Genomic DNA, 26075 nt, shown 5'->3' on the forward strand with positions numbered 1-26075 from the left:
ACCGGACAGCAGTAGTCTCACCTGGAGAGATCACCGGAGGTCGGCAGTGGAAACCAGTCAGCCCATTCTGTCCGTCGTCGTGCCGATGTACGACGAGGAGGACGTGCTGCCGATCTTCTTCGCCCGGATGCGGCCGCTGCTGGACGGTCTGGGCGTCAGCTACGAGGTGCTCGTCGTGGACGACGGGAGCCGGGACGCGACCGCCGCGCTGCTCACGGAGGCCACCAGGCAGTGGCGGCAGCTGCGTCTCGTCCGGCTGCTGCGCAACTCTGGTCACCAGGCCGCGTTGTCGGCCGGTTTCCGTCGCGCGCGGGGGGAGTATCTGGTCACGATCGACGCCGATTTGCAGGACCCGCCTGAGGTGATCGCCGATCTGCTGAGCGCGGCGCGGGACAAGGACGTGGATGTTGTGTACGGCGTGCGTTCGGACCGGTCGAGTGATACGTGGGCGAAGCGGACGACTGCGCGGATGTATTACCGGTTGATGTGCCGGCTGGTGGGCAAGGACATTCCGTTCGACGCGGGTGATTTCCGGTTGGTGTCGCGCCGGGTGGTCGACGCGGTGAATGCGCTGCCCGAGGACGGCCGGGTGTTTCGGCTGGTGATTCCGTGGTTGGGTTTTCCGAGCGCTGAGGTGTCGTACGTGCGGGCCGAGCGGGCGGCGGGTGTGACGAAGTACAACGTGAGCAAGATGCTGCGGTTGGCCTTTGACAGTGTGACCGCGTTCTCGGCGGCGCCGCTGCGGTTGGCGACCTGGTTGGGGTTGCTGGGTGGGTTGTTGTCGGTGGTGTTCGTGATCGGCGCGCTGGTGACGAAGTTGACGGGTCAGAGCATTCCTGGGTGGACGTCGACGGTGCTGGCGGTCGCGGTGATCGGTGCGATTCAGTTGCTGTGTCTGGGGTTGCTGGGTGAGTACGTGGCCCGGTTGTTCCAGTCCAGCCAGAAGCGGCCGCAGTTCCTGGTCGGCTACGACAGCCTCGAGGACCCGGGACACCACAGCTACGCCGAGGTGACCGAGCCCAGGGATCCCGAGCACCGGTAGGCTCCGTCTCCATGCCGGACCCGATCGTGTTCTCCAAGGCCTACATCTCCGGCGACGAGCTGGCCTACGTGGCACAGGCCTTCTCGTCGTCCGCCGTCGCGGGCGACGGTCCGTTCACCGCCCGCGCCACCGAGTTGGTCACCAAGCTCACCGGCGGGCTCGGGTCCCTGCTGACCACGTCCTGCACGCACGCGCTGGAGATGACCGCGCTGCTGCTCGACCTGGCGCCGGGTGACGAGGTGATCATGCCGTCGTTCACCTTCGTCTCGACCGCCAACGCGTACGCGCTGCGCGGCGCCGTCCCGGTGTTCGTGGACGTCCGGCCGGACACCCTGAACCTGGACGAGACCCAGGTCGAGGCCGCGATCACGGACCGGACCAAGGCGATCGTGGTGGTGCACTACGCCGGCGTCGCGGTGGCGATGGACGAGATCCTGGCGATCGCCGCGAAGTACGGCGTCGCGGTGGTCGAGGACAATGCGCACGGCCTCGGCGGCTCCTACAAGGGCCGTCCGCTCGGCTCGCTCGGGCTGATGGCCACCCAGTCGTTCCACGGCACCAAGAACGTGCACTGCGGCGAGGGCGGCGCGCTGGTCGTGAACGACACCGACCTGCTGCACCGGGCCGAGATCATTCGCGAGAAGGGCACCAACCGCAGCCAGTTCTTCCGCGGCCAGGTGGACAAGTACCGCTGGGTCGACATCGGCTCCAGCTACCTGCCGGCCGACCCGCTGGCGGCGTTCCTGACCGGCCAGCTGGAGCGGTTCGACCAGATCCAGGCGCCGCGGCTGGCGATCTGGGAGCGCTACGACCGGGAGCTGGCCGACTGGGCCGGCGCGCGCGGCATCGGCGTACCGACGGTCCCGGAGGAGTGCGTGCACCCGGCGCACATGTACTACCTGCTGATGCCGTCGCACGAGCACCAGCTGGGCCTGATCGCCCATCTGCGCGAGCGCAACATCACCGCGCCGTTCCACTACATCCCGCTGCACTCGGCCCCGGCCGGCGAGAAGTACGGCAGGGTCGGCCCCGGCGGGTGCGACGTCACCGAGCGGATCAGCGGCCAGCTGGTCCGGCTGCCGCTGTTCAGTCAGCTGACCGAGGAGGAGCAGACCCGAGTGATCGAGGGCCTGCTCTCCTACCCGATCTGAGACGGAGCCGCCTGCCATGGGGTGGTACGACGCGCTCGAAGCCGGCGAGCTGACCAGCAGCCCTTCGGCGTACGAGTCCCAGCGGTTCGGGGTCTCGGTGGACCGGATCACCGTCTCCGCCTCCGCCGGCACGCCGCTGGCCGAGGTGCTCACCGCGGTCGGCAAGTCGACGGCCGACGTCGTCGTGCTGCGCTATCCCGCCCGCGAGGTGGACTGGTTCGCCGCACTCGCCACCGGCCCGCGGACGGCCCTGCTGGCGGACAGCCTGGTCTACTGGTCGCTCCCGGTCGGCAAGGGCCGTCGCCCGGCGCCGCTGGCCGGGTTCACCGCGGGGCTGGAGTCGGCCATCGACGACGACCTCGTCGACGACCTGGTCGGTGACATCTTCGGCGACTACGGCAACCACTACTGCGCGAACCCGTTGTTCAACCGGGCGCTCGCGCTGGCGGGCTACCAGCAATGGGCCCGGCGCAGCATCTCCACCGCGGGAGCTGTCGTTCTGCGCGGCCCGGACCGCCGGGTACTGGCACTGGCCACCGTGGACCAGCAGGCGTCCTGGACGGAGATCGAGCTGGCCGGCGTCGTGCCCGCCGAGCAGGGCCGCGGCCGGTACGCGCACCTGCTGGCGGCGGTCGAGGACGCGAGCACGACCCGGCGACTGGTGATCTCCACGCAGGGCCACAACACCGGCGTCCAGCGCGCCTGGGCACGGTACGGCTTCGAACCCGTGCACACCCTGCTGACGGTCCATCTGGTAACGCCGGGATTACTGCCGGATGAACGGTGCGGTGGTGCTGCCGAGGCCGGCCGCGCGCGGTGACGCGACCGTCCGGAGGCGAGGGCCGCCGGTGCTAACATGACCGGCGATGGATCACTGGTCGCCGCCCGGACCTTGGTTGCTTCGGCGTCGTGCGCCCAGGCAACATCGGGTCAGGCGGTGTTGCCGACCATGATGTCGACCGACCGCCGACTGAGCCGAGGAGATTTGCCGTTGTGACGCCGCGGCTGAGTGTCGTTGTGCCCTTCTACAACGTCCGCGACTACATCGGGGACTGTCTGGACTCGATCGCGCGGCAGACCTGGACCGACTTCGAGGCCATCCTGGTCGACGACGGATCCCCCGACGACAGCGCCGCGATCGCCAAGGAGTTCTGCGACCGCGATGCCCGGTTCCGGATCGTCGCGCAGGAGAACCAGGGACTCGGGCCGGCCCGCAACACCGGGGTCCGGCACGCCCAGGGCGAGTACCTCACCTTCGTCGACAGCGACGACCTGGTCACCCGGCACGGCTTCGAGAAGCTGATCCGTTCGCTGGACCGGACCGGTTCCTCGTTCGCCGGCGGCAACGCGCGCCGGTTCAACAACTCCGCCGGTGTCCGGCCGTCGTGGATCCACCGGCAGCCGTTCGCCCGGGACCGGCTCGCCACGCACGTGATCGAGACCCCGGACCTGATCCTGGACCGGATGGTCTGGAACAAGGTCTACCGGCGCTCGTTCTGGGACGAGTACGGCTACCAGTTCCCGGCGATCCGCTACGAGGACTACCCGGTGACGCTCAAGGCGCACCTGGACGCGGTCACCGTCGACGCCCTCGCCGTACCGGTCTACTACTGGCGCGAGCGCGAGTCCGGCGAGTCGATCACCCAGCAGAAGTTCCAGCTCGGCAACCTCGAGGACCGGGTCCGGTCCGCCGAGATGGTGATGGACCTGGTCGAGACCGGCGACACGCTGCGCGAGGTTCGCCGCCGGGTGCACGGGCACTTCACCCAGATCGACCTGCTGACGCTGATGATGGCCTTCGGCGCGGCCCCGCCGGAGGAGGAGCAGAACCTGCTCAAGCTGGCCCGCCGTCTGATGGACCGGCTGGACGACAGCGTCCTGGCGCGGGCGCACAGCTACGACCGGATCCAGCACTCCGCGCTGCTCGCCGGCGACATCGACCTGCTGCGCCGGCTGGCGACCTTCCGCAACGAGGGCGGCCTGCGCGGCGGGGCCCGGGCCTTCACCCGGCCCGGCCGGCCGTGGCAGTTCGAGCACAACTACCCGGGCGCGCAGGAGCAGACCGCCTCGGTGCCGCGCGAGCTGTACCGGCTGCCGATGAAGGACCTGACCATCGCCACCAGCGTCCAGGAGGTCCGCTGGCTGGAGGACGGCACGCTGTCGGTCAAGGGCACCACCGAGATCCGGCACCTGGAGACCAAGACCTCCTCCAACCTGCGGGTCTCGCTGGTGGTCGGCGGCGCCGAGACCCAGCTGGCGGTTCGGCGCTTCGACGCCATCGACTCGCACGGGGACCCCGCGCTGGTCGGCTTCGAGGTCCGGCTCGACAAGGCTTTGCTGGGCAAGGTGAAGGGCACCGGTGCGCCGGCGCACTTCATGGTCCGGCTGCGCTCCGGGCGGCTGCGGCGGCACGGCAAGCTGCGCGGCCAGCGCCCGGGCAGCCCGGGCTGGCCGCCGGGGGCGTGGATCGACCAGAGCAGCTGGATCCAGCCGGGTCCGGGCGCCGACGGTTCGTTCGTGCTGCGCCGCATGGTGGATCCGGGCCGGCTCACCTCGGCCGAGCAGACCGCGGACGCCCTGGTGCTGAAGGGCCGGGTGACCGCGGGCCTGGAGGACGCGAAGCTGCAGGTGACCCGGCCGCTGGCCGGCAAGGACCAGATGCTGCCGCTGACGCTGACCGGTGACGGCCGCGACTTCACCGTCCGGATCCCGATCCGGCCGATCATCGAGGACACCAACCCCGACGACCCGTTCACCCAGCGCACCACCTGGGCGTTCCGGCTGGTCGGCAGCAACGACGAGAAGCTGCTGCTCTGGACCGCCGAGCCGAAGGCCGTGCACCACCTCGACCAGGGCCGGATCGTCACCCTGACCCGGTCCACCGGCGGCTACGTCAACCTGCACGAGGCGCCGCTGCGGCTGCCCGCCGAGGACGCCGAGATCGTTGCCGGTGACAACGGGATGGAACTGCGCGTCGGCGGCCCGGACCTGGCCCGCGACGGCTACACGTTCAGCTGGCGGCGCTACCTGGACGACTCCGACGACCACCTCGACGTGCCCTGCACGCTGACCGTCGGCGAGGGCCGCTGGACCGCCGCAGCCGATCTGAGCACGCTGATCCCGGCGGACGCGGTGGCGAACGCGCACGACCCGCTGGCCAGCCTGGCGGACTGGATCCTGTTCGCGACCGGACCGGACGGCGCCGACCACGCGGTGCAGTGCGAGCCGTTCCTGTCCGGCCGGCTGCCGATCTCCGTCGAGCAGGACGGCCACACCGCCGCTCTGCGCCCGCACGCCGGCACACTCCACCTCGAGGTCCGCTGATGCATCACCACAACCACTACTACGGCCAGGCGCACATCCTGGCCCGGTACGCCGGGCTCGACGACGAGTACCCGCCCCGCCTGCGCGGCTACCTGCAGCACGGCTGGAACATCGCCGACGGCTGGAACCCGGTGCACGAGTTCTACGACGGCGCCTGGCGGTTCACCTGGAGCGACGCCCCGCGCCGCCGCGGCCACGCGCTCGGCCGGCGGAACTACCACAGCATCGGTGCCCCCTTCCTCTACCTGCAGGAGCTGGAGCCGGAGCTCGGCGCCGTGCCCGAGGAGGAGCGCGAAGGCACCCTGTGGTTCCTCTTCCACGGCTGGGAGGGCGGCAAGATCCAGGGCGACCACCAGCGCCTGATCGACGAGATCCGGGAGACCGAGCCGGGCCCGGTCACGTTCAGCCTGTACTACACCGAGTACGACCGGCCCGAGGTGCGCAAGTCGTACGAGGACGCCGGCTTCCGGGTGGTGTCGTTCGGCCGCCGGGGGTTCTCCTACGAGGGCACCGACCGGCGCTTCCTCTACAAGCAGCTGACCGAGCTGCGCAAGCACAAGCGGGTGGCCGCCAACCGGCTGTCGACCGCGATCTTCTACGGCATCGCCGCCGGCTGCGAGGCCGCGGTCTACGGCGACCCGATGGAGATGGAGGGCGAGAACCCGCTCTTCGGCGGGCAGAGCCGGATCGCCCGGCTGTGGCCGGAGATGCTGGGCAAGGAGCTCGACCCGGAGGCCGCCCGGGCGACCACCGACCTGGAGCTGGGCGTGCCGTGGATGATGCCGCCCGAGGAACTGCGGATGCTGTTCGATTGGAGAGAGCGTGTCTGACAACCAGCTGGCCGTCGAGGTCGTCCGCGGCGAGATGCAGCCGTGGAGCGACTACACCGGCAAGCGGGGGGCTGTCCAAGGGCCGGCGCTGCGCGCGCTGCTCACGGACGTCCTGCCCGACGGGGCTCGCACGCTGATCCTCGGCCCACACGGCGCCGACCTGGTCGACGCCGTCGTGGCGAAGGCCTCCGAGACCACCCTGCTCGTCCGTTCGGTCTCCGACGCCGGTGAGCTGGGCGAGAAGTTCGGCGCCGGGCTGCAGGTGGTCGCCGGTGCCCTCGACGGGCTCGCCGACGACGGCCGGCCGCAGTACGACGTGGTGGTCGCCGCCGACGGACTCGACCGGGTGCTCGGCTACGACAGCGCCGACCTCAACTGGACCCAGCGGCTGGATGCGCTGGCGGCCGTCGCCGCGCCCGGCGCGGTGCTGGTGCTCGGGCTGGAGAACGAGTTCTCCCTGACCAACCTGCTGGACAGCCGTCCCGCCGACCAGCGCCACGGCGACGACGAGTGGCGTCCGCTGCACGACGACCCGACGCGCCCCGTCTCGGTCGACCAGCTGCTGGCCGAGCTCGACCGCGTCGGCCTGTCCGGTGGTTCGGCGTACGCCGCGTACGCCGTCGGCGAGACCCAGCACGCGCTGATCTCCGCTGACGTCGCGGCCGCGGCCCGCCCCGGCCACCTGCCGACCCGCCTGGCCGTCGAAGCCCTGGAAGCCGCGGCCACCGTCGTACCGCTGCTTGCCCCCGTCGCCGAAGGCGCCGAGTCCGCCGCCCGCGCCGGCCTGCTCGCCGCCACCCCCACCGGCTGGATCGCCGTCACCGGCACCAACCCGAAGCACGCCATCTACACCCGAACCACCGGCCACCCAGCGGTCCTGACCGGCGATGCTTCGAACGACGGTTGGTCCGTCGCCGTAGCCGCGCAGGAAGACGCCGACTCGGTGGAGGGGCTGCTGGTCTTCGACCCGAGTGCTGTTCCTTCGACCGTGCCGGGTGGGGTGACGGCGGAGACGTTGTTGTTCCGGCTGGCGGCGGCCGAGAACGTGCCGGCGTTCCGGGATCTGGCCGCGCGCCTGGGGGACTGGGCCCGCTCGCAGACCGGCTCCCGCGTGCTGCCGCGCTGGGACGACGTGGTCGTCGACGGTGACAGCTTCGCGTTCGGCGTGTCGGCCTGGGCGACGGTCGGCGAGGAGAGCGAGCAGGACCGGCTCGCGGCCGCCTGGGCGCGGTTCCACGACCGGCTGATCAGCACCCACCGCCGGCACCCGTGGCCGCCGTGGATGGTCGGCGACGACCTGGTCTCGGCCTGGCTCGCGATGTCCGGCATCGAGCCGGTCAAGCAAACCCCCGCGACCGCGGCGGACACCCCGTCCGCGTCCACCGCCCAGATCGCCCGGGGCCGGGAACTGGCGGACGCCCTGGCGACCGCCCTCGGCGTACCGGCGGAGGCGCCGCAGACCCCGGACGTCCGCACCGCGCTGGCCGACGCCGAGCGGGCCGCGCAGGAGGTGTTCGAGCTCAAGGGTCAGATCTTCGGCCTGGAGCGCACGCTCGGCTTCCGCGACAAGGCCCTGAAGACGCGCGAGACCCGGCTGCGGGAGATGCGCACCCAGGTCCAGAAGGCCAACCTGGAGCGCACCAAGCTGAGGAACTCGCGGGCCTACTCGGCGGTGAAGCTGATCCGCGGGGCGGCGCAGATCCGCAACCCGCGCAAGCTGGCCGGCAAGGTGAAGCGCCGGGTCAAGAGCCAGCTCCGCGAGAAGCTGGGCTGACGCTCAGGACGTCCAACGGCCGGGTTCCCCCACGGGGGAGCCCGGCCGTCTGCTGTCAGTACCCACCTTTCCCAGCCCCAACCAGCCGGCTGGCTGGTGCCGGGTCAGCTGGGGCGGCGGGCGATGAGAAGTTGGTGGGTGTCGGGCCAGGCAACGGCGGTGCCGTCGGGGGCGGTGAGCGCGGCCACGGGGGCGATGCGGTTGCTGATCACCCAGTCGTTGCGCCAGGCGGTGGACGCCGGGTCGACGACGAAGCCGGCCGTCTGGGCGACCGCCGCCCACTGGGCGAAGTTCAGGCCGCAGAACTGTTCGTGCGTCTCGCTGAGCCAGTTGTCGACGTAGTCCTTGCGGGTGAGGAAGTCCATGGCGTCCGCGAGCCGCAGCGACAGCCTGCCGCCCGGCCCCTCGGCGTACTGGAAGGCGACGTTCGCGTTGCGGCGGAAGTCGTGCGCGAACTGGAAGAAGCGGGCCCGGGTCGACAGCCCGCCCACGTACGCCGCCGGGTCCGCGAGCGACTCCAGGTCGGCGACGTCGGCCGGGTTCGCGCCGTCGCTGTCGTCGAGCTCCAGCAGGACCATCCGGTCGGGCTCGGCGGGACCGCAGACGTCGGAGTTGATCCAGACCCCGTCCGGGGCGGTGTGGGCGAACAGGCCGTTCACGAACCGCTGCACCGTGGCAGGGCGCGACCCGTCGGCGTACGACCAGATCTCGTGGGTGAGGGCGAGCGTCAGCGTGCTGTCGATCGACCGCGGCGGGAAGACGGCCGAGCCGAGCATGTTGCGCTGGTAGAAGTAGACGTTGGGGTTGCCGAACAGCCCTTGCTCCTTCTTGTGCACGCACTCGGCGTACAGGTGCCGGGCGACCTCGACCCCAATCAGGTCGGACTCGTGGAACCGGGGATCGGCGTCGACGAGCTGCAACGTCGCGCCGGTCGCGCAGCCGATGTCGAGGATCCGGCCGGGGCGGACGAAGTCCTTGATCTGCGCCCATTTCCGGTCGGCGGCGGTCTCGAAGGCGTCGGCGTAGGTCTTGTAGTCGCGGGTGGTGGTCAGCCCGCCGTCGTCGCCGACCACCGGGTCGTTCACGCAGCGCCGGACGTGCGCGTCCAGGTGGTACCGGTCGAACACGTCGACGGTCGCCGGGTGGGCCAGCTCCCGCCACTGCTCGTTGCCTGCGGCAATCATGAGCAGCACGTCCCACGGCCGTGCCCGGTCCGGCGGCTCGACGCCGATCACCTGGTAGCCGAGCCGCTCGTACAGCTTGGCCACCTCGGGCGTCGAGCAGGCCACCACGGTGTTGCCGGGGTCGAGCCGGACCTGGTCGTCGGTGCCGGCCTCGATCGCCTTGACCGTCACCTCGGCGAAGTCGTCGGTCGGCGGGGTGTCGGTCACCCCGACCACCAGCGAGCGGAGTCCGGTGGCGACGCTGAACCGCTCGATCGCGGCCTCGCGCCGGTGGTACGGGACCGGGTTGCGCTTGGTGGTGTGGTGGTTCGCGGAGGTGACCGCCCAGACGACGGTCCGGTCGCCGGCGGTCGCGGTCAGGTACTCGGCCTGGAACCGGGTCAGCACGTGGTGCCGGCCGGGAAAGAGCAGGTACACGTCAGTCGCTCTCGGTGGTGATGTCGGGGTGCGCGTCCACGTCGGTACGCTCCCGGATCACGTACGTCGGCCGGCCCATCGAGCCGGAGTGCAGCCGCCCGACGTACTCGCCGAGCACGGCCAGCGCGAGCATCTGGGCGCCCGAGAACAGCGCCACCATCGAGGCGATCGTGGTGAAGCCGGCGACGGTGGTCGCGCCCACGGCGTACTTGTAGATGATCACGCCGAACAGGCCGACGCCGAACACCGCGCAGATGAAGCCCAGGTAGCCGACCAGCCGCAGCGGCTCGGTGGAGTAGCCGGTGATCAGCGTGAGCGCGTGCTTGACCAGCATCCAGGTGGTGTAGTTCGACTTGCCCTCGGCCCGGTCCTCCATCCGCACCGTGGTCTGCGCGATGCGCGTGGTGGACCACGACAGCGCCACGTCGACCGAGGCGTGCGGGCCGTCGAGGCCGTCGAAGCCGTCGCGCAGGAAGGTCCGGAAGGCGCGGAAGGCGCTGATCGACTTCGCGTTCTGCACCGACAGGGTGGAGGCCATCGCCGCCTTGACCAGGCGCGAGGAGAAGCTGCGGAAGACGCCGTGCTCCTCCTCCACCGGTACGCCGTACACCAGGTCGATGTCGTCGGTCAGCGCGCGCAGCAGCACCGGGACCTGGTCGGCCGGGTGCTGCAGGTCGTCGTCCATCGTGACGACCACCTCGTAGCGGGCGCTGCGGACGCCGGCGATCAGCGCGTTGTGCTGGCCGTAGTTGCGGGCCAGCCGCAGCGCACGGGTCTCGGGGAACTTGTTCGCCAGCTGGCTGGCGACCTGCCAGGTGTCGTCCGGGCTGCCGTCCACCACCAGCACGATCTCGAAGCCGGTGGTCGCCTCCGGCAGGACGTGCTGGAGGTCCTCGACCAGACGCGGCAAGGTCTTCGCGGACCGATAACATGGCACGACGACGGAGACGAGCACTGCTTGCCCTTCTGAAGGTGTTCCCGCGGGGGAGGCGGCCGTGGGGGATCCGCCGCTGCGATTATCCCACTGCTGAGAGGCACCACCATTTCTGTCGCGGAACTGCCGGCCACCTTGCTGCGCGACCACCGGATCCGCTACCTGATCGTCGGTGCCGGCACGAACATCCTGTACTTCGGCCTGTTCTGGCTCGGCTGGCACGTCCTGGAGGGCGTACTGCCGTACCTGGTCGTCACCGCGCTGGCGAACCTGATGACCGCGCTGATCATGTATCCCACGTACCGCGGCTTCGTCTTCAGCTCCTCGGCCGGCTGGCTGCGTGGCTTCACCAAGTTCTACGCCGTCTACCTGTTCGGCCTCGCCTGCTCGCTGGTCGGCATGCCCCTGCTGATCGAGCTGCTCAACACCCCGGTCCTGCTCGCCCAGGCCCTGGTCATCCTGCTCGTCCCGGTGGCGTCCTACCTCCTCCACCGCTTCTGGACCTTCCGCGACGTCTCCCACACCCCCGTAGATGCGTAGGTCCCCACCGAAGTTGTTCGCCGCTCTACGCGGCGCCCCAGACGATGCAGAACTCGTTGCCCTCGGGGTCGCGCATGACCTGCCAACGGTCGCCGTCGTACAGGTCGTCGGCGGTGGTGGCGCCGAGGGCGAGGGCGTGGTCGATGGCCTGCTGACGCTGTGCCGGGTCGACCCGCAGGTCGAGGTGCAGGCGGTTCTTGACCTGCTTGGCTTCGGGGACCTGAGCGAAGTCCAGGCCGACGGCGCCGCCGCGCAGTTCGAAGAACTCCTCGTGGTGGTCCTTGCGCAGCTCGCCGCCGAGCAGGTGCTGCCAGAAGCGCCCGAGCGTCAGCGGGTCCGCGCAGTCGACGACCACGGTGTCGATCGTGAGGACGGGCGGTTGCTCGCCGTGGGGCACGGCCATCGGTCAGGATCCTTCCGTCGAAGCGCGACCAGTACCCCGTGGGTCGCGGGGGAACCGCAGAGGGCCCCGGCGGTCCGGCCGGGGCCCTGCAGCGAGGTGTTCAGCGGGTCAGAGCACGTCCCAGGTCAGTGGGGTGCCCTTCGGGGTGTCCTGGCGGAACTCGCGGCCCTCGACCGAGGCGAACGCGTCGGGGGCCAGGCCGCCGGCCGGGCGAACCGAGCGAACGTTGTCGGCAGCAACCTTCTCGCCGGCCTTGACGTCGCGGGTCACGTAGAGCGAGCGGCGGAACCGCAGCACGTTCTGCTCGGCCTGCTTCGGGCCGACCACCGGCTCGCCGAGCGCCTGCTGGGCGATCTTGGTGCCCTCGACCAGCGCCTTGACCTCGTCCGGCTCCAGCGAGAACGCCGAGTCGACACCACCGTCGGCGCGCGACAGCGTGACGTGCTTCTCGATCACGGTCGCGCCGAGCGCCACGGCCGCGATCGCCGCGCCGATGCCCATCGTGTGGTCGGACAGGCCGATCTGCACGCCGAGCGCGTCGCGCAGCACCGGGATCGAGCGCAGGTTGGACTGCTCCGGCGGCGCCGGGTAGCTCGCGGTGCAGGACAGCACGACGATCTGCTCGTTGCCGGTGGAGCGGGCCGCGCGCACCGCCGCGTCGATGTCCATCAGCGTGGCCGACCCGGTGGAGATGATGATCGGCTTACCGGTCTCGGCCATGCCACGGACCAGCGGCAGGTCGCCGATCTCGTTCGAGGCCACCTTGTACGCCGGGACGTTCAGCTTCTCGAGGAACTCGATCGCGGTCGGGTCGAACGGCGACGAGAACGCCAGCATGCCGAGCGAGTTCGCCAGCTCGAACAGCGGCTCGTGCCACTCCCACGGCGTGTGCGCCTCCTGGTAGAGGTCGTACAGCCGGGCGCCGCCCCACAGCTCGTGCTCCGACGGCAGCCGGAAGGCCGGCAGGTCGACGTCCAGGGTGATCGTGTCGGCGGTGTAGGTCTGCAGCTTCAGCGCCTGCACGCCGGTCTCGGCCATCGCCCGGACGATGTCCTTGGCTCGCTCGAGGTCGCCGTTGTGGTTGCCGGACATCTCGGCGATGACGAGCGGCTGGTGGTCCGGCCCGACCGGGACGTCGCCGAAGTAGATGGTGGAGGCACTCATGGGGTCAGTTTCCCTTCGGCTTGCGCCGGTTGTCCTTGTGCAGAGTGATGGGCAGCACGGTGATCTCGCGCCCGTCGGCGACCCGGGTCTCCGGCTCGCCCTCGACGAACCGGAACCGCCGGTTCATCTGCCGGACCACGGTGTTGTGCTCGAGCACCTCGCCGGACAGCTCGTCCAGGCCGAGCTCGTCGAAGGCGTACGCCGTGGCGTCCTTCATCACCTCGATCCAGGCCGGCAGGGTCTCGCCCCGCTCGGCCAGGCCCTCGGCGTCCAGGAAGAAGCCCCACGCGCCGGTTCGCGGCTCGGCGTCCAGCTCGAGGTCGAAGAAGTTGACCACGCCGGCGACGACGCCGTCGCGTTCGTAGATCAGCACCCGGCGGGTCGGGTCCACGCTCGCCTTCGCCCACCACGCGGCGTGCTCGGCGGCGGAGATCTCGTGCGCGGTGATGCTGACGTCGCGGTTCGGCTGCTGGTTGCGCAGGGTCCGGATGATGTCGACGTCGCCGTCCGTGGCCGTGCGCAGCACCTGTCCCGCCCTCTCGCTTCACCGGTAGATCCGGCCACCACGGTACCGGCTGCGCGGTACCGCCAGCGATCCGGTGGCCAGACCCGGATCCGATGGCACGATCAGCCAGACGAATGGGCCGGTCCGCGAGCTCTTCTGCGGACCGCCGGAATGTGTAACTATCTTTCGACTTCATCCCTGGAGTGGTCGGAGAGTGACATGACAGTCAGGCGGATCGTGGGTGTGCTCGGGGTGGCGGCAGGCCTGGTTCTGGGCGTCCTGCCCGGTACGGCGGCCGCCGTACCGGCGCAGCCGGAGAGCACGGCCAAGACCTGTACGGCGGACCCGAAGACCCCGCTGCGGCAGTTCCGGGCCACCTGGGTCTCCTCGGTGGTGAACATCGACTGGCCGTCGCGCAGCGGGCTGCCCGCGGCCCAGCAGCAGGCCGAGCTGATCGGCTGGCTCGACGACGCGGTCCGCCAGCGGCACAACGCCGTCGTGCTCCAGGTCCGTCCGACCGCCGACGCGTTCTGGCCGTCCGCGGTCGAGCCCTGGTCGCGGTACCTGACCGGCACGCAGGGCCGTGACCCGGGCTACGACCCGCTGGCCTTCGCCGTCGCCGAGGCCCACAAGCGCAACCTGGAGCTGCACGCCTGGTTCAACCCGTACCGGCTCTCGATGGGCACCGACCTCAACGCGCTGGTCCCGACGCACCCGGCGCGGCAGCACCCGGACTGGGTCGTCACCTACGGCGGCAAGCTCTACTACAACCCCGGCATCCCGGCGGCCCGCAAGCTGGTCGAGGACGCGATCATGGACGCCGTGGCGAAGTACGACATCGACGGCGTGCACTTCGACGACTACTTCTACCCGTACCCGGTCGCCGGCCAGGTGTTCGACGACGCGGCCACCTACGCGCAGTACGGCGCCGGCTTCGCCACCGTGGCGGACTGGCGGCGTCACAACATCGACCTGCTGATCCAGGAGCTGCAGCAGCGGATCAAGGCGGCCAAGCCGTGGGTGAAGTTCGGCATCTCGCCGTTCGCGGTCTGGCGCAACAAGGGCACCGACCCGCAGGGCTCCGACACCACCGCCGGCGTCCAGACCTACGACGACCTGGCCGCGGACACCCGCAAGTGGGTCCGCGAGCAGTGGATCGACTACATCGTGCCGCAGGTCTACTGGGCCGGCGGGTTCGCGCCCGCGGACTACAACAAGATCGTGCCCTGGTGGGCGGAGCAGGTCCGCGGCACCAACGTGCACCTCTACATCGGCCAGGCCACCTACAAGGTCGGTACGTCGACGCAGTCGCCGGACTGGTCCGACCCGAACGAGCTGAGCGACCACCTGGCCTTCAACAGCACGATCCCCGAGGTGCAGGGCGACATCTACTTCTCTGCCAAGGACGTACGGGCGGACCGACTCGGCGCGACCTCGCTGCTGAACAGCACCTGGTACACGCGGCCCGCTTTGATCCCGACCATGCCGTCGCTGGACTCCAGGCCGCCGCTGCCCGTGCACGCACTGCGAGCAAGCAGGACCGCCGGCGGCGTCCAGCTGCAGTGGAGGGCGACCTCGGCCGACACCACGTCGTACGCCGTCTACCGGCGCGACCTGGCAGCTGGTGACTGGTGCGCCGACAAGGACGCACGCAACCTGCTCGCCACCCTGCGGGCAACCGGCGGGAAGCAGACCTACGTCGACACCACAGCAGTTGCGGGCCGCCACTACATCTACCTGGTCACCGCACTGGACCGCGGCTGGAACCAGAGCGTCCCGCTCCCCGCTGCAGTCATCCGCTGAGGCTCGGTCAGGGGACCGGGTTGGCTGCCTGGTCCCCGCGAGGCGGGTAAAGTTGGTAGACGCGGACTGTGCCGGACTGGAACCTCAGCTCGGCCAGCCGCTCCAGCTGGTCGGAGACCGGGTTGACCCGCCCGTCGGCCAGCAGCCAGCGCACGCCGTACTGCGCGCGCAGCCGGTCCAGGGACTCCCTGGTGGGCGCGCTGAACGCCGCGTCGTTCACCCGCAGCTTCTCCTGGTCCCAGAACTGCCCGTACGACGCCTCGGTGGAGGTCTGCGCGTCGTTCGCCTTCGCGGTGTAGGACCAGCCCTGCACCAGCACCCGGCGTTCGGCGTACCCGGGGATCCAGAACGAGCCGGTGTGGCAGCGCGGCCCGGTCGGTGCGTGACAGTGGATGTTGGTCGCGATCAGGTCGTCCGGGCCTGACTGCCGGCGGATGAACCGGGCTGCCTCGATGCCGCCGGGTGCGATCGAGTCGTACGCCGTCTGCGGCGGGAGAGCGAACCTGCGCAGGCTGACCACAGTCGGCGACACGGTCAGCCCGATCAGCGCGGCCACCGCGATCACCGCCCAAGTCCGCCGGGAGCCGCGGGACAGGAGTCCCAGCACCACGATGCCCGCGGCGGTGACGGCCAGGGCGACGACCGGGGGTTCGGCGAAGATCCGCTGCAGGCAACTGGTGTCGCGGCAGTCGCGGATCAGGGTGTCGGTCCTGGAACGGCCCAGGTTGATCGCTGCGACTCCGAGCGCCAGGGCGGGCGCGACCACGAAGTACTGGCGGCGGTCCAGCGACGACAGCCCCCAGGTCGCGAGCAGGACGCCGTACACGAAGGCGGTCCGGGCGAAGAACACCTGCGCCTGGCTGTAGTGGTAGAGCACGCTGACGGCGGCGATCGCGCCGATCAGGCCGGCCAACAGGAGCACCACCATCGGATCTCGGGGAAGGCGCCGGCGGATCAGCAGCGCGCCGGTGGCGGGCATCAGCCAGCCGATGAGGACGGCGGCCGCGACAACTGCCAGCACGGAAGGACCCGGCTGCACCGACGGGTCGATGCCCCGCAGCATGCCGTCGAGCATGCTGCGGTAGGTCCCGGCCGGCTTGAGCTCCATGCCGTGGCTCGCACCGCGCAGCACGAAGAAGAAGTTCACCGCGTACGTCGCGCCGACCGTCAGGCCGAGCACCAGTGCGCGCAGGTTCAGGCGGCGCGCCTTGACCGTCAGGTAGATCCACGCGGCGGCCAGACCGGCGCCGTACACCGGCAGTGCGGTCGCCTTGCTGATCGAGAGCACGGTGATCAGGACGGCAGCGACGAGGAACAGGCCCGCGAGCCGTTGCTTGGCCTGATCTTGCTCGCGACGCAGAAGAAGCGCGGTCACGGCGATCAGCGGCAGCATCAGCACGGTCGAGAAAGCCTGCGTCGGACTGATCATCTGACCCATCGACAGCGGGCTGTCGTGGTACAGCGTGTGTGTGACTGCCCAGCCCCAGGGAGCGAGGTCTCCAGCGAGCACGGTGAGCCCAGCCGCGATCGGCGCCGCCACTGCCCGGCCGGTGAGCACCATGCCGACCGCGGCGGCTGCGAGCGTGGTGAGCAGCAGGAACGCCAGGGGGACAACCCGCTGCGTCAGCACATCGAGCTCGATCCCGGTGATCCAGTGGGCCGAGGCGATGTGGTTGTAGGCCATCCAGTGGTACGTCAGCGGCTCACCGGCGACGTACGGGACCTGGGGAGGGAAGTGGTGGGTGAGCTCGGCCGCCAGCGACAGCTGGAACGGCGAGTCGGTGTTCGGCCGGAGAGCGGCCGGACCGTCGAGCGGGATCACCCGGGAGCCGACGCGCACGAACCAGGCGGCGACCAGTCCGGTCGAGACCATCACCCCGGCCACGGCCCACCACGGCGTCGGCCGGCTGGGCCGGGTCTTGGCCGGGACAGCCAGGGCCAGGCCGAGAGCCAGGGCCGGCAGGACCAGCGCGACCATCGGTACGTCGAGCCAGCGGCCGAGTGGGTAGACCAGCGCCTCGCAGGCCAGGCCGAACGTCGTACCGAGGGCCGCGTCGACCACGAACCAGCCGGTGCCGCCGGTGAGGCGCCGCCAGAGCATCGTGCCGGGCACGGCGATCACCACGAGCAGGTAGCCCAGGTACGCGGCCGGGATCCAGGCCGGGTGGGCCTGCAGCGCCACGAACCAGCCCAGTGGCAGCGCCGGCAGACTCGCCAGCGCGGCCACCGTCGTCGCCCGGCCTCCTCGGCTCACGCCCCACTCCCTCCCTGGACCTGCACACGGAGAGAGAGCCGTGAGCGACAAAAAGTTCAACCCCACGGTAATCGTGCCCGATCTGCCCCCTTCGAGCCGTTTACCGGGCCACACCGGCCGCTTACGCTGTGTAGGCGATCGCTCATGATTCCGTGACAGGAGGCCCTGTGCCAGCCCTTATCTACCTCGCCGAGAGCCCATGACGACCGCCGGCCGCCAGGAGACGCTCCGCTACCACCGCGCGCTCTACGCCGACCACAGCCCGACCGGCCCGGCGACCTGGCTTCACCGCCCCTCGCCCTTCGTACTGCGATCCTTGCCGCAGCTCCACGCCGATGGGCCCGCGCTGGCGGTCGAGCTCGGTGCCGGTGCCGGCAGGCACACCATCCCCGTCGCCCAGGCGCTCCCGGCCGGCTCTCGGGTGCTCGGGGTGGACCTGCTCCCGGTCGCCGCGGAGCAGCTGCGCACGAGTGCCCGAGGTGCCGGGGTCTCCGATGTCGTGCGCCCCGTCGTCGCCGACATCGAGGCGTTCGGCATCTCCGGGCAGGCCGATCTGGTGGTCGCCTGCTCGGCCCTGGAGCACGTGTCCGGCCCGGCCGCCTTCGAGCGGGTTCTGGGGGAGTGGCAGGCGGCGACGAGGGTCAACGGGCTGCACTGCCTGGTGATCGGGGTCGACAAGACCGAGGTCCACCCGGGCGGTGAGGTGCGCCCGGCAGCGGTGGAGTTCCCGTTCGGGCGGGCGGAGGCCGAGCGGTTGCTGCAGCGCTGCTACTCGGGCTGGAGGTGGCTGGAGTACTCCGTCGGCGGGTTCAGCGTGACCGAGCAGCGCGACGGTACGGCGTACCGGCTGGACACGGTCTGTGTGCGGCTGCTGGTGCGCCGGACGTGACCTGGACCACCGCGCACTGCCGCGAATCGTCCACCTCAGTCGGCAGACGCTAGGCTCTGGGCCCATGAGTGAGTTGACGCGCGCCCAGATCCGGGACCTGATGGGCGAGGTGATGAAGGCGCAGGGCAAGGAGCTGCCGAGCGACGACAGCGCCGACCTGCGGGAGATCGGCTTCCGCTCCCTGGACTTCTCCGAGCTGGCCCTGCGGGTCGAGGACGAGATCGGCGACGAACTGAACTTCGACGCCCCCGGTCTGCGCCAGATCGCGAAGGTCGGCGACGTTCTCGACTTCATCGAGCAGCTTCAGTCGGCGTGACCGCCCCGCGGCGCACCACCGCCCTGATCGGCGACGACAACCGGGTCGTCGTCGGGGGGAAGACGCTGACCTGGCGGACGCTGCACAAGCTGCCCCAGCTGCCGTCGCCGGCCGCGGTCCTGGTCGACAACGGCGCCGACGCGCTGGCCGCCGTCCGGCACCACGCCGTGCACGGCACGGAGCTGCTGGTGGCGACCTCGTCGCGGGTCGACCTGGCGATGCGCGAGGAGCTCGGCGAGTCCGGCTTCGCGGTCGTGCTCGCGAACGGTGACGAGCACTCGGTTACCCCGGCGAAGCTGAAGCGGGTCGAGGAGTCCGGCCGGGTCTGGCTGCTCACCTCCGGCTCGACCGGTCGCCCGAAGCGGATCGGCCACACGCTGGAGTCGCTGACCACGGTCCGTGGGCAGCAGCAGCCGCGCACCTGGCTGGTCCCGTACTCGCCGGGCACGTACGCCTGGTGGCAGGTGATCACCATCTCCCTGACCCAGGCCGACCAGAACCTGGTCGTGATCGAGCCGTCCGAGCTGGAGACCTGGCCGCTGATCGCCGCCGAGCACGGCGTCACCGCCGCGTCCGGTACGCCGACGTTCTGGCGGCAGACGATCTACCGCGACACCGAGGCGCTGGCCAAGGTCCCGCTGGAGCAGATCACGCTCGGCGGTGAGCCGGTCGACCAGGCGATCCTGGACCGGCTCAAGGAGATCTTCCCGAACGCCCGGGTGTCGTGGATCTACGCCTCCTCCGAGGTCGGCGCGTCGATCGTCGTGCACGACGGCCAGGCCGGTTTCCCGAAGGCCTGGCTGAACCGGGACCCCGACCCCGCGTCGGAGCGCCCGGTGCTGTCGGTGGACGGTGACGAGCTGGTGATCGCCTCCCCGCACCACGGTGCCGGGCTCGAGGGCGCGCACCGGACCGGCGACCGGGTCGAGTTCGTCGGCGACCGGGTGCTGATCACCGGCCGGCTGGACACCGACGAGATCAACGTCGGCGGGTCCAAGGTGTCGGCGGGCCTGGTCCGCAACGTGCTGATGGCGCACCCGGCCGTCGCCTGGGCCCGGGTGTTCGCCCGCAAGGCCCCGCTGGTCGGCCGGATGGTGGCCGCCGAGGTCGTGCTCAACCCCGACCTCGGCCCGGTCACCGACGCCGACCTGGTGCAGTGGTGCACGAACAGGCTGCCGGACTACGGCGTACCGCGCCGGATCCGCTTCCTGCCCGAGATCCCGCAGAAGGAGACCCTGAAAAGCGATGTCTGAAGCCACTCCGGTCCCGCCCTCGAAGGTGGTGCTCGTCTCCGGCGGGTCCCGCGGTCTCGGCCTGGCGATCGTCACCGACCTGATCGACTCCGGCGTCAAGGTCGCCGCGTTCGCCCGCACCGTCACCCCGGAGCTGACCGCACTGGCGGAGAAGGACCCCGACCAGGTGCACGTCGGCTCGGTCGACGTGAACGACGAGAAGGCCGGCCAGGCGTTCGTCAAGGAGGTCGAGGGCAAGCTCGGCCCGATCGACGGCATCGTCAACAACGCCGCCGTCGGCCAGGACTCGCTGCACGTGCACACCTCGGCCGAGCAGATCGCGAACATCATCCAGACGAACCTGACTGCGCCGCTGGTGCTGACCCGGTTCGTGCTGCGCCGGATGCTGGCCAAGGGCCTCAAGGGCCGGATCGTCAACGTCACCTCGATCTGCGCCCAGCGCGGCTACCCCGGCCTGGTCGCGTACTCGGCCACCAAGGGCGGCATGGACTCCGCGACCCGCGCGCTGGCCCGGGAGCTCGGCGGCCGCGTGCTGGCCAACTCCGTCGCGCCCGGCTTCTTCGCCTCAGAGATGTCCGCGGTGCTCGGCCAGACCCAGCTCGACCAGATCGTGCGCCGCACCCCGACCGGTCACCTGACCGAGCCGGAGGAGGTCGTGCCGGTGGTCCGGATGCTGCTGCTGGACAACACCAACATCAACGGCCAGGTCATCGTCATCGATGGCGCCGCCGGCATCTGACCTGCTCGACCGGGCCGAGTCGTACCTGCGGGTCGGCTCGGCCGAGGAGATGGCAGACGCGGTCACCCGCTCACATCTCCCCGACTTCCGCTGCGTCGGCTGGTACGCCGTACCGCCCCCCGGCTGGTCGGTCGCGATCGACGCCGAGTACGCCGGCCGGCAGATCCCTCAGCCGCTGGCCCGCCGCTTCGGCACCGAGGCCTTCTGGGAACGCTGGACCCGCGCCGAGTGCCTCTGCAAACTCGCGGACACCCCCATGCTCGCGTGGTGGCCCCAGCACGGCCTCGACGTCCCCGACGACTTCCCCGGCGCCTGGCGCACGCTGAGGCTCGACGACCTCGTCGTCTCCGTCGCCCTCTCACCGACCACCGCCGGCCGCACGCTCAGGCCGGCTTGATGTTGGTGTTGCGGTGGAAGGTGTTGGTGGGGTCGTACTCGGCCTTCACGCGGGCCAGCCGGTCGTACTTCGCGCCGTACACGGCTCGGACCCGGTCGTCGGAGACCTCCTCGCCGAGCGCGTTGACGTAGGCGCCGCTGCCGAACGCGTGGGGTTGCAGAGCCTCCCAGAAGGTCCTGACCCACTCCCGCTCGGCAGGCATCAGCTCCGGGGCGGGGCACACGCCGACGACGAAGCACGCGTAGCGCGGCGAGCGGCCGCCGGCGAAGGCGGTCGCGTCCTCGGCCACCTGCGAGTACGCGCCGTCGAGCCGGTAGAACAGGTTCAGCGACAGCGGCGACTGCTTGCGCGGGAAGTGCTCCGTGAAAACCGCGATCGTCTCGTCGGACAGGTCGCCGAGGTAGCAGTTCTTCTCGTACACGTGGCTGCCCCAGGCGTTCGGCTCGTCCAGCAGCTGCTGCAGCGCGACGTACGGCATCGGGCTGGTGAACGCGAACAGCGGCGGCATCGCGCCCTGGATCCGCTCCACCAGCTCCGCGTGGCTTTCCGGTGCGCCGAAACCGACGACGATCAGCCCGTACCCCGGCTGGAAGTGGTACTGCTCCGGCACGAACGGCGCGGGCGGAGCGTTCAGCCCGGCGATCACCACGTTGAACTCCGGCGGCAACGTGGGGATCAGCTCCCGGGCCAGCCGGAAGACCTCGGCGGCCTGGTCGAGCCCCCAGAACAGCAGGCCGTACTGGACCATCGGCCCGACCTCGTGCAGCCGGAACTCGAACTCGGTGACGACGCCGAAGTTGCCGCCACCCCCGCGCAGCGCCCAGAACAGGTCCGGGTTCTCGTCCTCGGCCGCGCGCAGCACCCGTCCGTCGGCGGTGACCACCTGGGCGGAGACCAGGTTGTCGACGCTGAGCCCGCCGATCCGCGACAGCCAGCCCATGCCGCCGCCGAGCGTGAGCCCGCCGACCCCGGTGTGGCTGATCATGCCCGCCGGTACGGCAAGCCCGTGCTCCTGGGTGGCGGCGTCGAGATGCTGCAGCAGCGCCCCGCCGCCGACCCGTGCGCGCCGCGCCGCCGGGTCGACCGTGACGCCGTGCATCGCGCCGAGGTCGATCACCAGGCCGTCGTCCACGGTGGCCAGGCCGGCCGCGTTGTGCGCGCCGCCACGGACCGCCACCTCCAGCCCGTGCCGCCCGGCGTACGCGAGCGCTGCCTGGACGTCCGCCACGCTCTCGCAGCGGGCGATCACCGCCGGCCGCCGGTCGATGCTCGCGTTCCACAACCGTCGCGCGTCGTCGTACCCGCTGTCCCGCGGCCCGATCACCGTGCCCGCCAGCGCCGCTCTGAGTTCCGCCAAACCAGTTTCCGCCGTCTGAGTCATCCTGTCCGCCCTCCCCGATGGTGCTGTCACCCCGAGTCGACTCACTCCTGGTCACAGCGTTGCCTGCGGTCGACTCTGGCAGCCGACCTTCAGGAATCCTTAAAGCTGTCGGTGCCGGGCGGTAGGAAGGAACCATGCGTTACGGGATGATCCTGCCGGGCGGCACTGCGCCCGAGCAGCTCGAACAGGCAGTGCTCGCCGAGCAGGCGGGCTGGGACGGCGTCTTCGTCTGGGAGGCCGCGTACGGCGTGGACGCGTGGGGTCTGCTGAGTGCGATCGCGGCCAGGACGTCGCGGATCAAGCTGGGCACGATGCTGACGCCGCTGCCCTGGCGCCGCCCGTGGAAGGTGGCCAGCCAGGTCGCCACCCTGGACCAGTTGTCCGGCGGGCGGGCGATCCTCGCGGTCGGCCTGGGCGCCACCGAGACGGATCTGCCGCGGACCGGCGAGCAACTCGACCTGCGGACCCGGGCGGCGATGATGGACGAGGGCATCGACCTGATCCGCGCGCTGTGGACGGGCAGCCTGACCTACCACGGCGAGCACTACCGCTACGACAGCACCCGCGACGACCTGACCCAGGTCGGGCGGCCGGTGCAGGAGCGGATCCCGATCTGGGTGGTCGGCGCGTGGCCCCGGCCGAAGTCGATGCGTCGCGTCCTGCGCTGTGACGGGGTGCTGCCGCAGTTCCAGGGCGAGCAGTCCCCGGAGGAGCTGCGGGCGATGCGCGGCTGGCTCGCGGAAAGGGGCGCGGACCCGGCGCTGGACGTCGTCGCCGAGGGGGAGACCGCGGCCGAGGATCCGGCGGCGGCAGCGGCCGAGGTCGCGCCCTGGGCGGACGCGGGTGCGACCTGGTGGCTGGAGACCCGCTGGGAGATGCCCCACCACTCGGCCGAGCGCATGCAGCAGGTCCGCGCCCGGCTGGCCGCTGGTCCGCCCGCTCCCTGAGCCGCTCGAGGCAGGCGCGGGAGTCATCCGCGCCTGCCCCCAGTACGCCGTGCTCAGCGCGGCCAGCCGCCGATCCGGGTGCCCTCCTCCCGCTCGGGCTGGACGGCGAGGCGGTCGGTCAGATCGCGCTGGAACTCCTCGAAGGCGGCCAACTGCCGCAGAGAGCCGTCGGCGTCGTCGACCACGTGCACGAAGCTGACGCCGTCGCTCAGCCGGAAGGCCTGGTAACTCAGCCCGGCGGGCTGCTGCTCGGCCAGCTCGGCGAAGACCTTCTCGATCAGCCGCTGGTTCTCGTCGGCCGCCTCCGGCTTGGTCCGGTAGCGGATCACTGCTGCGGTCATGGGTTCCTCCGATGGGTCGTCGTGTCACCTCTGCAGACCGGCCGCAGCGCCGAAACTCATCGCTGCGATGAGTCCGGGCCCTGCTCGCGGTCAGTACCGGTGACAGCGAGAGCCTTTGGAGGACGCAGTGAGACAGCAGAAGACCACGGCCGAGCAGCGCTGGGTCCTGGGCCTGACCTCGATCGGGTCGGTGATGGTGGCCCTGGACGTACTGGTGGTGGCGGTCGCTCTGACCACCATCCGGCAGGACCTCGGCGCCTCGATCGAGCAGCTCGAGTGGACCGTGAACGCCTACAGCCTGAGCTTCGCGGTGCTGCTGCTCACCGCGGCCGCGCTCGGCGACCGCTGGGGCCGGCGAAGGACGTTCGCGGCCGGGCTGGTCCTGTTCACGGTCGCCTCGGTCGGCTGCGCGCTGGCGACCTCGGTGCCGCTGCTGATCGGGGCCCGGGCGCTGCAGGGGGTCGGCGCGGCGGTCGTGATGCCGTTGGCGATGAGCCTGCTCGGGGCCGCCTTCCCACCGGAGCGCCGCGGCTGGGCGATCGGCATCTTCAGCGGTGTCACCGGCCTGGCCGTGCTCGGCGGTCCGATGGTCGGCGGCGCGGTCACCGAGGGTCTCGCCTGGCAGTGGATCTTTTGGATCAACGTCCCGGTCGGGCTGCTCGCCGTGCCGCTGGTGCTGAGCCGGGTCCGGGAGAGCAAGGGAGCCGTGCGGCGGCTCGACCCGGTCGGCGCGGGGCTGGCGACGCTCGCCGTACTCGGCCCGGTCTGGGGTGTCGTCCGGGGCGAGGCCGCCGGTTGGGGCAGCGCAGAGGTTCTCGGCTCGTTGACGGCCGGAGCCCTTGTGCTGCTGGGTTTCCTGGCCTGGGAGGCGCGCACCGAGCAGCCGATGATCCCGCTCGGCTTCTTCCGGACGGCGGCCTTCTCGGCCGGCAACGCGGCAGGCTTCTTCCTCAGCGCCGCCCTCCTGGGCGCCGTCTTCTTCCTGAGCCAGTTCATGCAGGTGCAGCTGAGCTCCGGACCGCTGGAGGCAGGCCTGCAGCTGCTGCCCTGGACCGCCACGCTCTTCCTGGTCGCACCCGTCGCCGGCCGGCTCGTCGACCGCTTCGGCGAGCGTCCCTTCGTGGTCACCGGGCTGCTCCTGCAGGGCGCCGGTCTGGCCTGGATTGCCCTCATCGCCGCCCCGGACATCCGGTACGCCGAACTGGTCCTGCCGCTGGTAGTCGCCGGGCTGCGGGGTGTCGATGGCGATGCCCGCCGCGCAGAGTGCGGGCGTCGGCTCCTTGCCCAGGGAGTCGGTCGGTACGGCGTCCGGCATCTTCGCCATGCTGCGCCAGCTCGGTGGAGTGGCCGGGGTCGCCGTGGTCGCAGCCGTCTTCGCGGCGGCGGGCGGCTACCAGTCCTTCAGCGCCGGCTTCACCCGTGCGATGGCCGTCTGCGGCGTACTGTCGGTGGCCGGAGCGTTCGCCGGGCTGGGGATCACCGCGCGGCGCCGGACGAGTGAGCCGGTCCTGGCCCGGCCGGTGGAGGAGCGGACATGAACCTGGAGGACGAGTTCGCGCAGTACCGCAGCGGGCTGCTCGCCCACTGCTACCGGATGCTCGGCTCGCTGCACGACGCCGAGGACGCGGTCCAGGAGACCTACCTGCGGGCGTGGAAGGGCATGGCCGCGTTCGAGGGGCGCTCGTCGGTGAAGACCTGGCTCTACCGGATCGCCACCAACGTCTGCCTGAGCGCGCTGCAGCACAGCAGCCGCCGGGTGATCCCGTCCGCACTGGGTGCACCCGGCAACGACCCGGACAACCTGGAGGCGCAAGCGCTGGAGACCAGCTGGCTCGAGCCGTGGCCCGACCTGCTGGACCCTGCACTGGTCGTCGGGAACCGCCAGACCTTGCGGCTAGCCATGGTCGCGGCGCTGCAGCACCTGCCGGCGCGGCAGCGCGCCGTACTGATCCTGCGGGAGGTACTGGCTTGGCCGGCGGCAGAAGTGGCCGACCTGCTCGACACCACGACCGCCGCGGTGAACAGCGCGCTCCAGCGGGCCCGTGCCGAGCTGGCTCGCCTCTCACCGGCGGAGGAGCAGTTCAGCGAGCCCGACGAGCCCGTACGCCGTGCTCTGCTCGACCAGTACGCCGTTGCCTTCGAGCAGGGCGACCTGGTCGCCTTGGAGGGCCTGCTGACAGCGGACACGCGCTGGGAGATGCCTCCGATCCCGACCTGGTTCTCCGGCCGCGACGACGTACTCCGGTTGCTTGCGGCCAAGCTGCCGCCGGGTGCCGGCAAGCGGCTGATGGTCGAGACGGGCGCCAACGGCCAGCCGGCGTTCGCCGTGTACCTCCGCGGCCGCGACGGCGCCTTCCACGGCTACGCGATCCAGGTGCTTGAGCTGAACAAGGCCGGCATCAGCGGTGTGCTCGCGTTCCACCGGCCAGACCTGTTCCCGCTGTTCGGGCTGCCGGTCACTCGGCTACCGGAGGCCTGAGACACTGG

General features: G+C 70.9%; 24 protein-coding genes. 16 read left to right on the plus strand and 8 right to left on the minus strand.

From position 1 onward, the window contains the following. Positions 1-46 precede the first annotated feature (46 nt). From KFLA_RS02515 to KFLA_RS02540, 6 genes are all read left to right on the plus strand, one after another. Positions 47-1042, plus strand: a complete 996-nt coding sequence (locus tag KFLA_RS02515; RefSeq protein WP_012918181.1) for a glycosyltransferase family 2 protein — start codon at positions 47-49, stop codon at positions 1040-1042. Between the two features lie 11 nt (positions 1043-1053). Next, positions 1054-2193, plus strand: coding sequence for a dTDP-4-amino-4,6-dideoxygalactose transaminase (gene rffA, locus KFLA_RS02520; RefSeq protein ID WP_012918182.1), 1140 nt, complete (start codon positions 1054-1056; stop codon positions 2191-2193). Between the two features lie 16 nt (positions 2194-2209). Next, the gene (locus KFLA_RS02525) at positions 2210-3013 is read left to right on the plus strand and encodes an N-acetyltransferase (protein WP_012918183.1); all 804 of its coding nucleotides are present in this window, start codon (positions 2210-2212) and stop codon (positions 3011-3013) included. 173 nt (positions 3014-3186) lie between these two features. After that, positions 3187-5517: a glycosyltransferase family 2 protein gene (locus KFLA_RS02530; RefSeq protein ID WP_012918184.1), complete on the plus strand. Its 2331-nt coding sequence runs from the start codon at positions 3187-3189 to the stop codon at positions 5515-5517. After that, positions 5517-6347 (plus strand): hypothetical protein, encoded by an 831-nt coding sequence (locus KFLA_RS02535; protein ID WP_012918185.1) that lies wholly within the window; start codon positions 5517-5519, stop codon positions 6345-6347. The genes KFLA_RS02530 and KFLA_RS02535 overlap by 1 nt, the downstream gene beginning before the upstream one ends. Next, positions 6340-8121 carry a hypothetical protein gene (locus tag KFLA_RS02540; protein WP_012918186.1) on the plus strand — a complete coding sequence of 594 codons (1782 nt, stop codon included), beginning with the start codon at positions 6340-6342 and terminating at the stop codon, positions 8119-8121. Before KFLA_RS02535 ends, KFLA_RS02540 begins: the two co-directional genes overlap by 8 nt. Before the next feature lie 104 nt (positions 8122-8225). Here the strand turns inward: KFLA_RS02540 and KFLA_RS02545 are convergent, their stop codons facing one another. Both KFLA_RS02545 and KFLA_RS02550 read right to left on the minus strand, forming a co-directional pair. Next, entirely contained in the window at positions 8226-9722 is a 1497-nt protein-coding gene (locus KFLA_RS02545) for a methyltransferase (RefSeq protein WP_012918187.1), read from the minus strand. Between the two features lies 1 nt (position 9723). Then, positions 9724-10677, minus strand: coding sequence for a glycosyltransferase family 2 protein (locus KFLA_RS02550; RefSeq protein ID WP_012918188.1), 954 nt, complete (start codon positions 10675-10677; stop codon positions 9724-9726). Positions 10678-10791: 114 nt separating this feature from the next. Here KFLA_RS02550 and KFLA_RS02555 point away from each other — a divergent pair, with 114 nt between their 5' ends. Beyond that, a complete protein-coding gene (locus KFLA_RS02555; protein ID WP_012918189.1) occupies positions 10792-11196 on the plus strand; it encodes a GtrA family protein in 405 nt (134 codons plus the stop codon). A gap of 25 nt (positions 11197-11221) precedes the next feature. On the opposite strand, the gene KFLA_RS02560 is transcribed toward KFLA_RS02555, so the two are convergent. From KFLA_RS02560 to KFLA_RS02570, 3 genes are all read right to left on the minus strand, one after another. Next, the gene (locus KFLA_RS02560) at positions 11222-11599 is read right to left on the minus strand and encodes a VOC family protein (protein ID WP_012918190.1); all 378 of its coding nucleotides are present in this window, start codon (positions 11597-11599) and stop codon (positions 11222-11224) included. Positions 11600-11707: 108 nt separating this feature from the next. Further along, the gene (gene pseI, locus KFLA_RS02565; protein ID WP_012918191.1) at positions 11708-12763 is read right to left on the minus strand and encodes a pseudaminic acid synthase; all 1056 of its coding nucleotides are present in this window, start codon (positions 12761-12763) and stop codon (positions 11708-11710) included. Positions 12764-12767: 4 nt separating this feature from the next. Continuing rightward, positions 12768-13289 (minus strand): GNAT family N-acetyltransferase, encoded by a 522-nt coding sequence (locus KFLA_RS02570; RefSeq protein ID WP_012918192.1) that lies wholly within the window; start codon positions 13287-13289, stop codon positions 12768-12770. Between the two features lie 198 nt (positions 13290-13487). Between KFLA_RS02570 and KFLA_RS02575 the strand changes: the two genes are divergently transcribed. Next, positions 13488-15071, plus strand: coding sequence for a glycoside hydrolase family 10-like protein (locus tag KFLA_RS02575; protein WP_012918193.1), 1584 nt, complete (start codon positions 13488-13490; stop codon positions 15069-15071). Positions 15072-15078: 7 nt separating this feature from the next. On the opposite strand, the gene KFLA_RS02580 is transcribed toward KFLA_RS02575, so the two are convergent. Beyond that, entirely contained in the window at positions 15079-17325 is a 2247-nt protein-coding gene (locus tag KFLA_RS02580; RefSeq protein ID WP_012918194.1) for a hypothetical protein, read from the minus strand. Between the two features lie 199 nt (positions 17326-17524). On the opposite strand from KFLA_RS02580, the gene KFLA_RS02585 reads away from it, so the two are divergent. From KFLA_RS02585 to KFLA_RS02605, 5 genes are all read left to right on the plus strand, one after another. Next, complete coding sequence (locus KFLA_RS02585) at positions 17525-18214, plus strand: SAM-dependent methyltransferase (protein WP_012918195.1); 690 nt, start codon at positions 17525-17527, stop codon at positions 18212-18214. Between the two features lie 64 nt (positions 18215-18278). Further along, the gene (locus KFLA_RS02590) at positions 18279-18530 is read left to right on the plus strand and encodes an acyl carrier protein (RefSeq protein WP_012918196.1); all 252 of its coding nucleotides are present in this window, start codon (positions 18279-18281) and stop codon (positions 18528-18530) included. Next, the gene (locus tag KFLA_RS02595; protein WP_012918197.1) at positions 18527-19783 is read left to right on the plus strand and encodes an AMP-binding protein; all 1257 of its coding nucleotides are present in this window, start codon (positions 18527-18529) and stop codon (positions 19781-19783) included. The genes KFLA_RS02590 and KFLA_RS02595 overlap by 4 nt, the downstream gene beginning before the upstream one ends. Then, positions 19776-20522, plus strand: a complete 747-nt coding sequence (locus tag KFLA_RS02600) for an SDR family NAD(P)-dependent oxidoreductase (protein ID WP_012918198.1) — start codon at positions 19776-19778, stop codon at positions 20520-20522. The genes KFLA_RS02595 and KFLA_RS02600 overlap by 8 nt, the downstream gene beginning before the upstream one ends. After that, positions 20503-20919: a hypothetical protein gene (locus tag KFLA_RS02605; protein ID WP_012918199.1), complete on the plus strand. Its 417-nt coding sequence runs from the start codon at positions 20503-20505 to the stop codon at positions 20917-20919. Before KFLA_RS02600 ends, KFLA_RS02605 begins: the two co-directional genes overlap by 20 nt. Here the strand turns inward: KFLA_RS02605 and KFLA_RS02610 are convergent. Further along, positions 20906-22276 carry an FAD-binding oxidoreductase gene (locus KFLA_RS02610; RefSeq protein ID WP_237706695.1) on the minus strand — a complete coding sequence of 457 codons (1371 nt, stop codon included), beginning with the start codon at positions 22274-22276 and terminating at the stop codon, positions 20906-20908. The genes KFLA_RS02605 and KFLA_RS02610 overlap by 14 nt on opposite strands. 158 nt (positions 22277-22434) lie before the next feature. Between KFLA_RS02610 and KFLA_RS02615 the strand changes: the two genes are divergently transcribed. Next, positions 22435-23247 carry an LLM class flavin-dependent oxidoreductase gene (locus KFLA_RS02615; protein ID WP_012918201.1) on the plus strand — a complete coding sequence of 271 codons (813 nt, stop codon included), beginning with the start codon at positions 22435-22437 and terminating at the stop codon, positions 23245-23247. Between the two features lie 53 nt (positions 23248-23300). Here the strand turns inward: KFLA_RS02615 and KFLA_RS02620 are convergent, their stop codons facing one another. Further along, entirely contained in the window at positions 23301-23588 is a 288-nt protein-coding gene (locus tag KFLA_RS02620; RefSeq protein WP_012918202.1) for a hypothetical protein, read from the minus strand. A gap of 127 nt (positions 23589-23715) precedes the next feature. On the opposite strand from KFLA_RS02620, the gene KFLA_RS02625 reads away from it, so the two are divergent. After that, positions 23716-25089 (plus strand): DHA2 family efflux MFS transporter permease subunit, encoded by a 1374-nt coding sequence (locus tag KFLA_RS02625; RefSeq protein WP_012918203.1) that lies wholly within the window; start codon positions 23716-23718, stop codon positions 25087-25089. 33 nt (positions 25090-25122) lie between these two features. Beyond that, positions 25123-26067: a sigma-70 family RNA polymerase sigma factor gene (locus KFLA_RS02630; protein WP_012918204.1), complete on the plus strand. Its 945-nt coding sequence runs from the start codon at positions 25123-25125 to the stop codon at positions 26065-26067. Positions 26068-26075 lie beyond the last annotated feature (8 nt).

The sequence above is a fragment of the Kribbella flavida DSM 17836 genome (assembly GCF_000024345.1).
In the GTDB taxonomy this organism is placed as follows: Bacteria; Actinomycetota; Actinomycetes; order Propionibacteriales; family Kribbellaceae; genus Kribbella; species Kribbella flavida.

What these genes read in the sequence shown, in the direction of transcription:
- KFLA_RS02605 (WP_012918199.1), top strand. Translation starts at nt 20,503, where the DNA reads ATGGCGCCGCCGGCATCTGACCTGCTCGACCGGGCCGAGTCGTACCTG.
- KFLA_RS02575 (WP_012918193.1), top strand. Translation starts at nt 13,488, where the DNA reads ATGACAGTCAGGCGGATCGTGGGTGTGCTCGGGGTGGCGGCAGGCCTG.
- KFLA_RS02630 (WP_012918204.1), top strand. Translation starts at nt 25,123, where the DNA reads ATGAACCTGGAGGACGAGTTCGCGCAGTACCGCAGCGGGCTGCTCGCC.
- pseI (WP_012918191.1), bottom strand. Translation starts at nt 12,763, where the DNA reads ATGAGTGCCTCCACCATCTACTTCGGCGACGTCCCGGTCGGGCCGGAC.
- KFLA_RS02590 (WP_012918196.1), top strand. Translation starts at nt 18,279, where the DNA reads ATGAGTGAGTTGACGCGCGCCCAGATCCGGGACCTGATGGGCGAGGTG.
- KFLA_RS02535 (WP_012918185.1), top strand. Translation starts at nt 5,517, where the DNA reads ATGCATCACCACAACCACTACTACGGCCAGGCGCACATCCTGGCCCGG.
- KFLA_RS02585 (WP_012918195.1), top strand. Translation starts at nt 17,525, where the DNA reads ATGACGACCGCCGGCCGCCAGGAGACGCTCCGCTACCACCGCGCGCTC.
- KFLA_RS02620 (WP_012918202.1), bottom strand. Translation starts at nt 23,588, where the DNA reads ATGACCGCAGCAGTGATCCGCTACCGGACCAAGCCGGAGGCGGCCGAC.
- rffA (WP_012918182.1), top strand. Translation starts at nt 1,054, where the DNA reads ATGCCGGACCCGATCGTGTTCTCCAAGGCCTACATCTCCGGCGACGAG.
- KFLA_RS02615 (WP_012918201.1), top strand. Translation starts at nt 22,435, where the DNA reads ATGCGTTACGGGATGATCCTGCCGGGCGGCACTGCGCCCGAGCAGCTC.
- KFLA_RS02525 (WP_012918183.1), top strand. Translation starts at nt 2,210, where the DNA reads ATGGGGTGGTACGACGCGCTCGAAGCCGGCGAGCTGACCAGCAGCCCT.
- KFLA_RS02600 (WP_012918198.1), top strand. Translation starts at nt 19,776, where the DNA reads ATGTCTGAAGCCACTCCGGTCCCGCCCTCGAAGGTGGTGCTCGTCTCC.
- KFLA_RS02560 (WP_012918190.1), bottom strand. Translation starts at nt 11,599, where the DNA reads ATGGCCGTGCCCCACGGCGAGCAACCGCCCGTCCTCACGATCGACACC.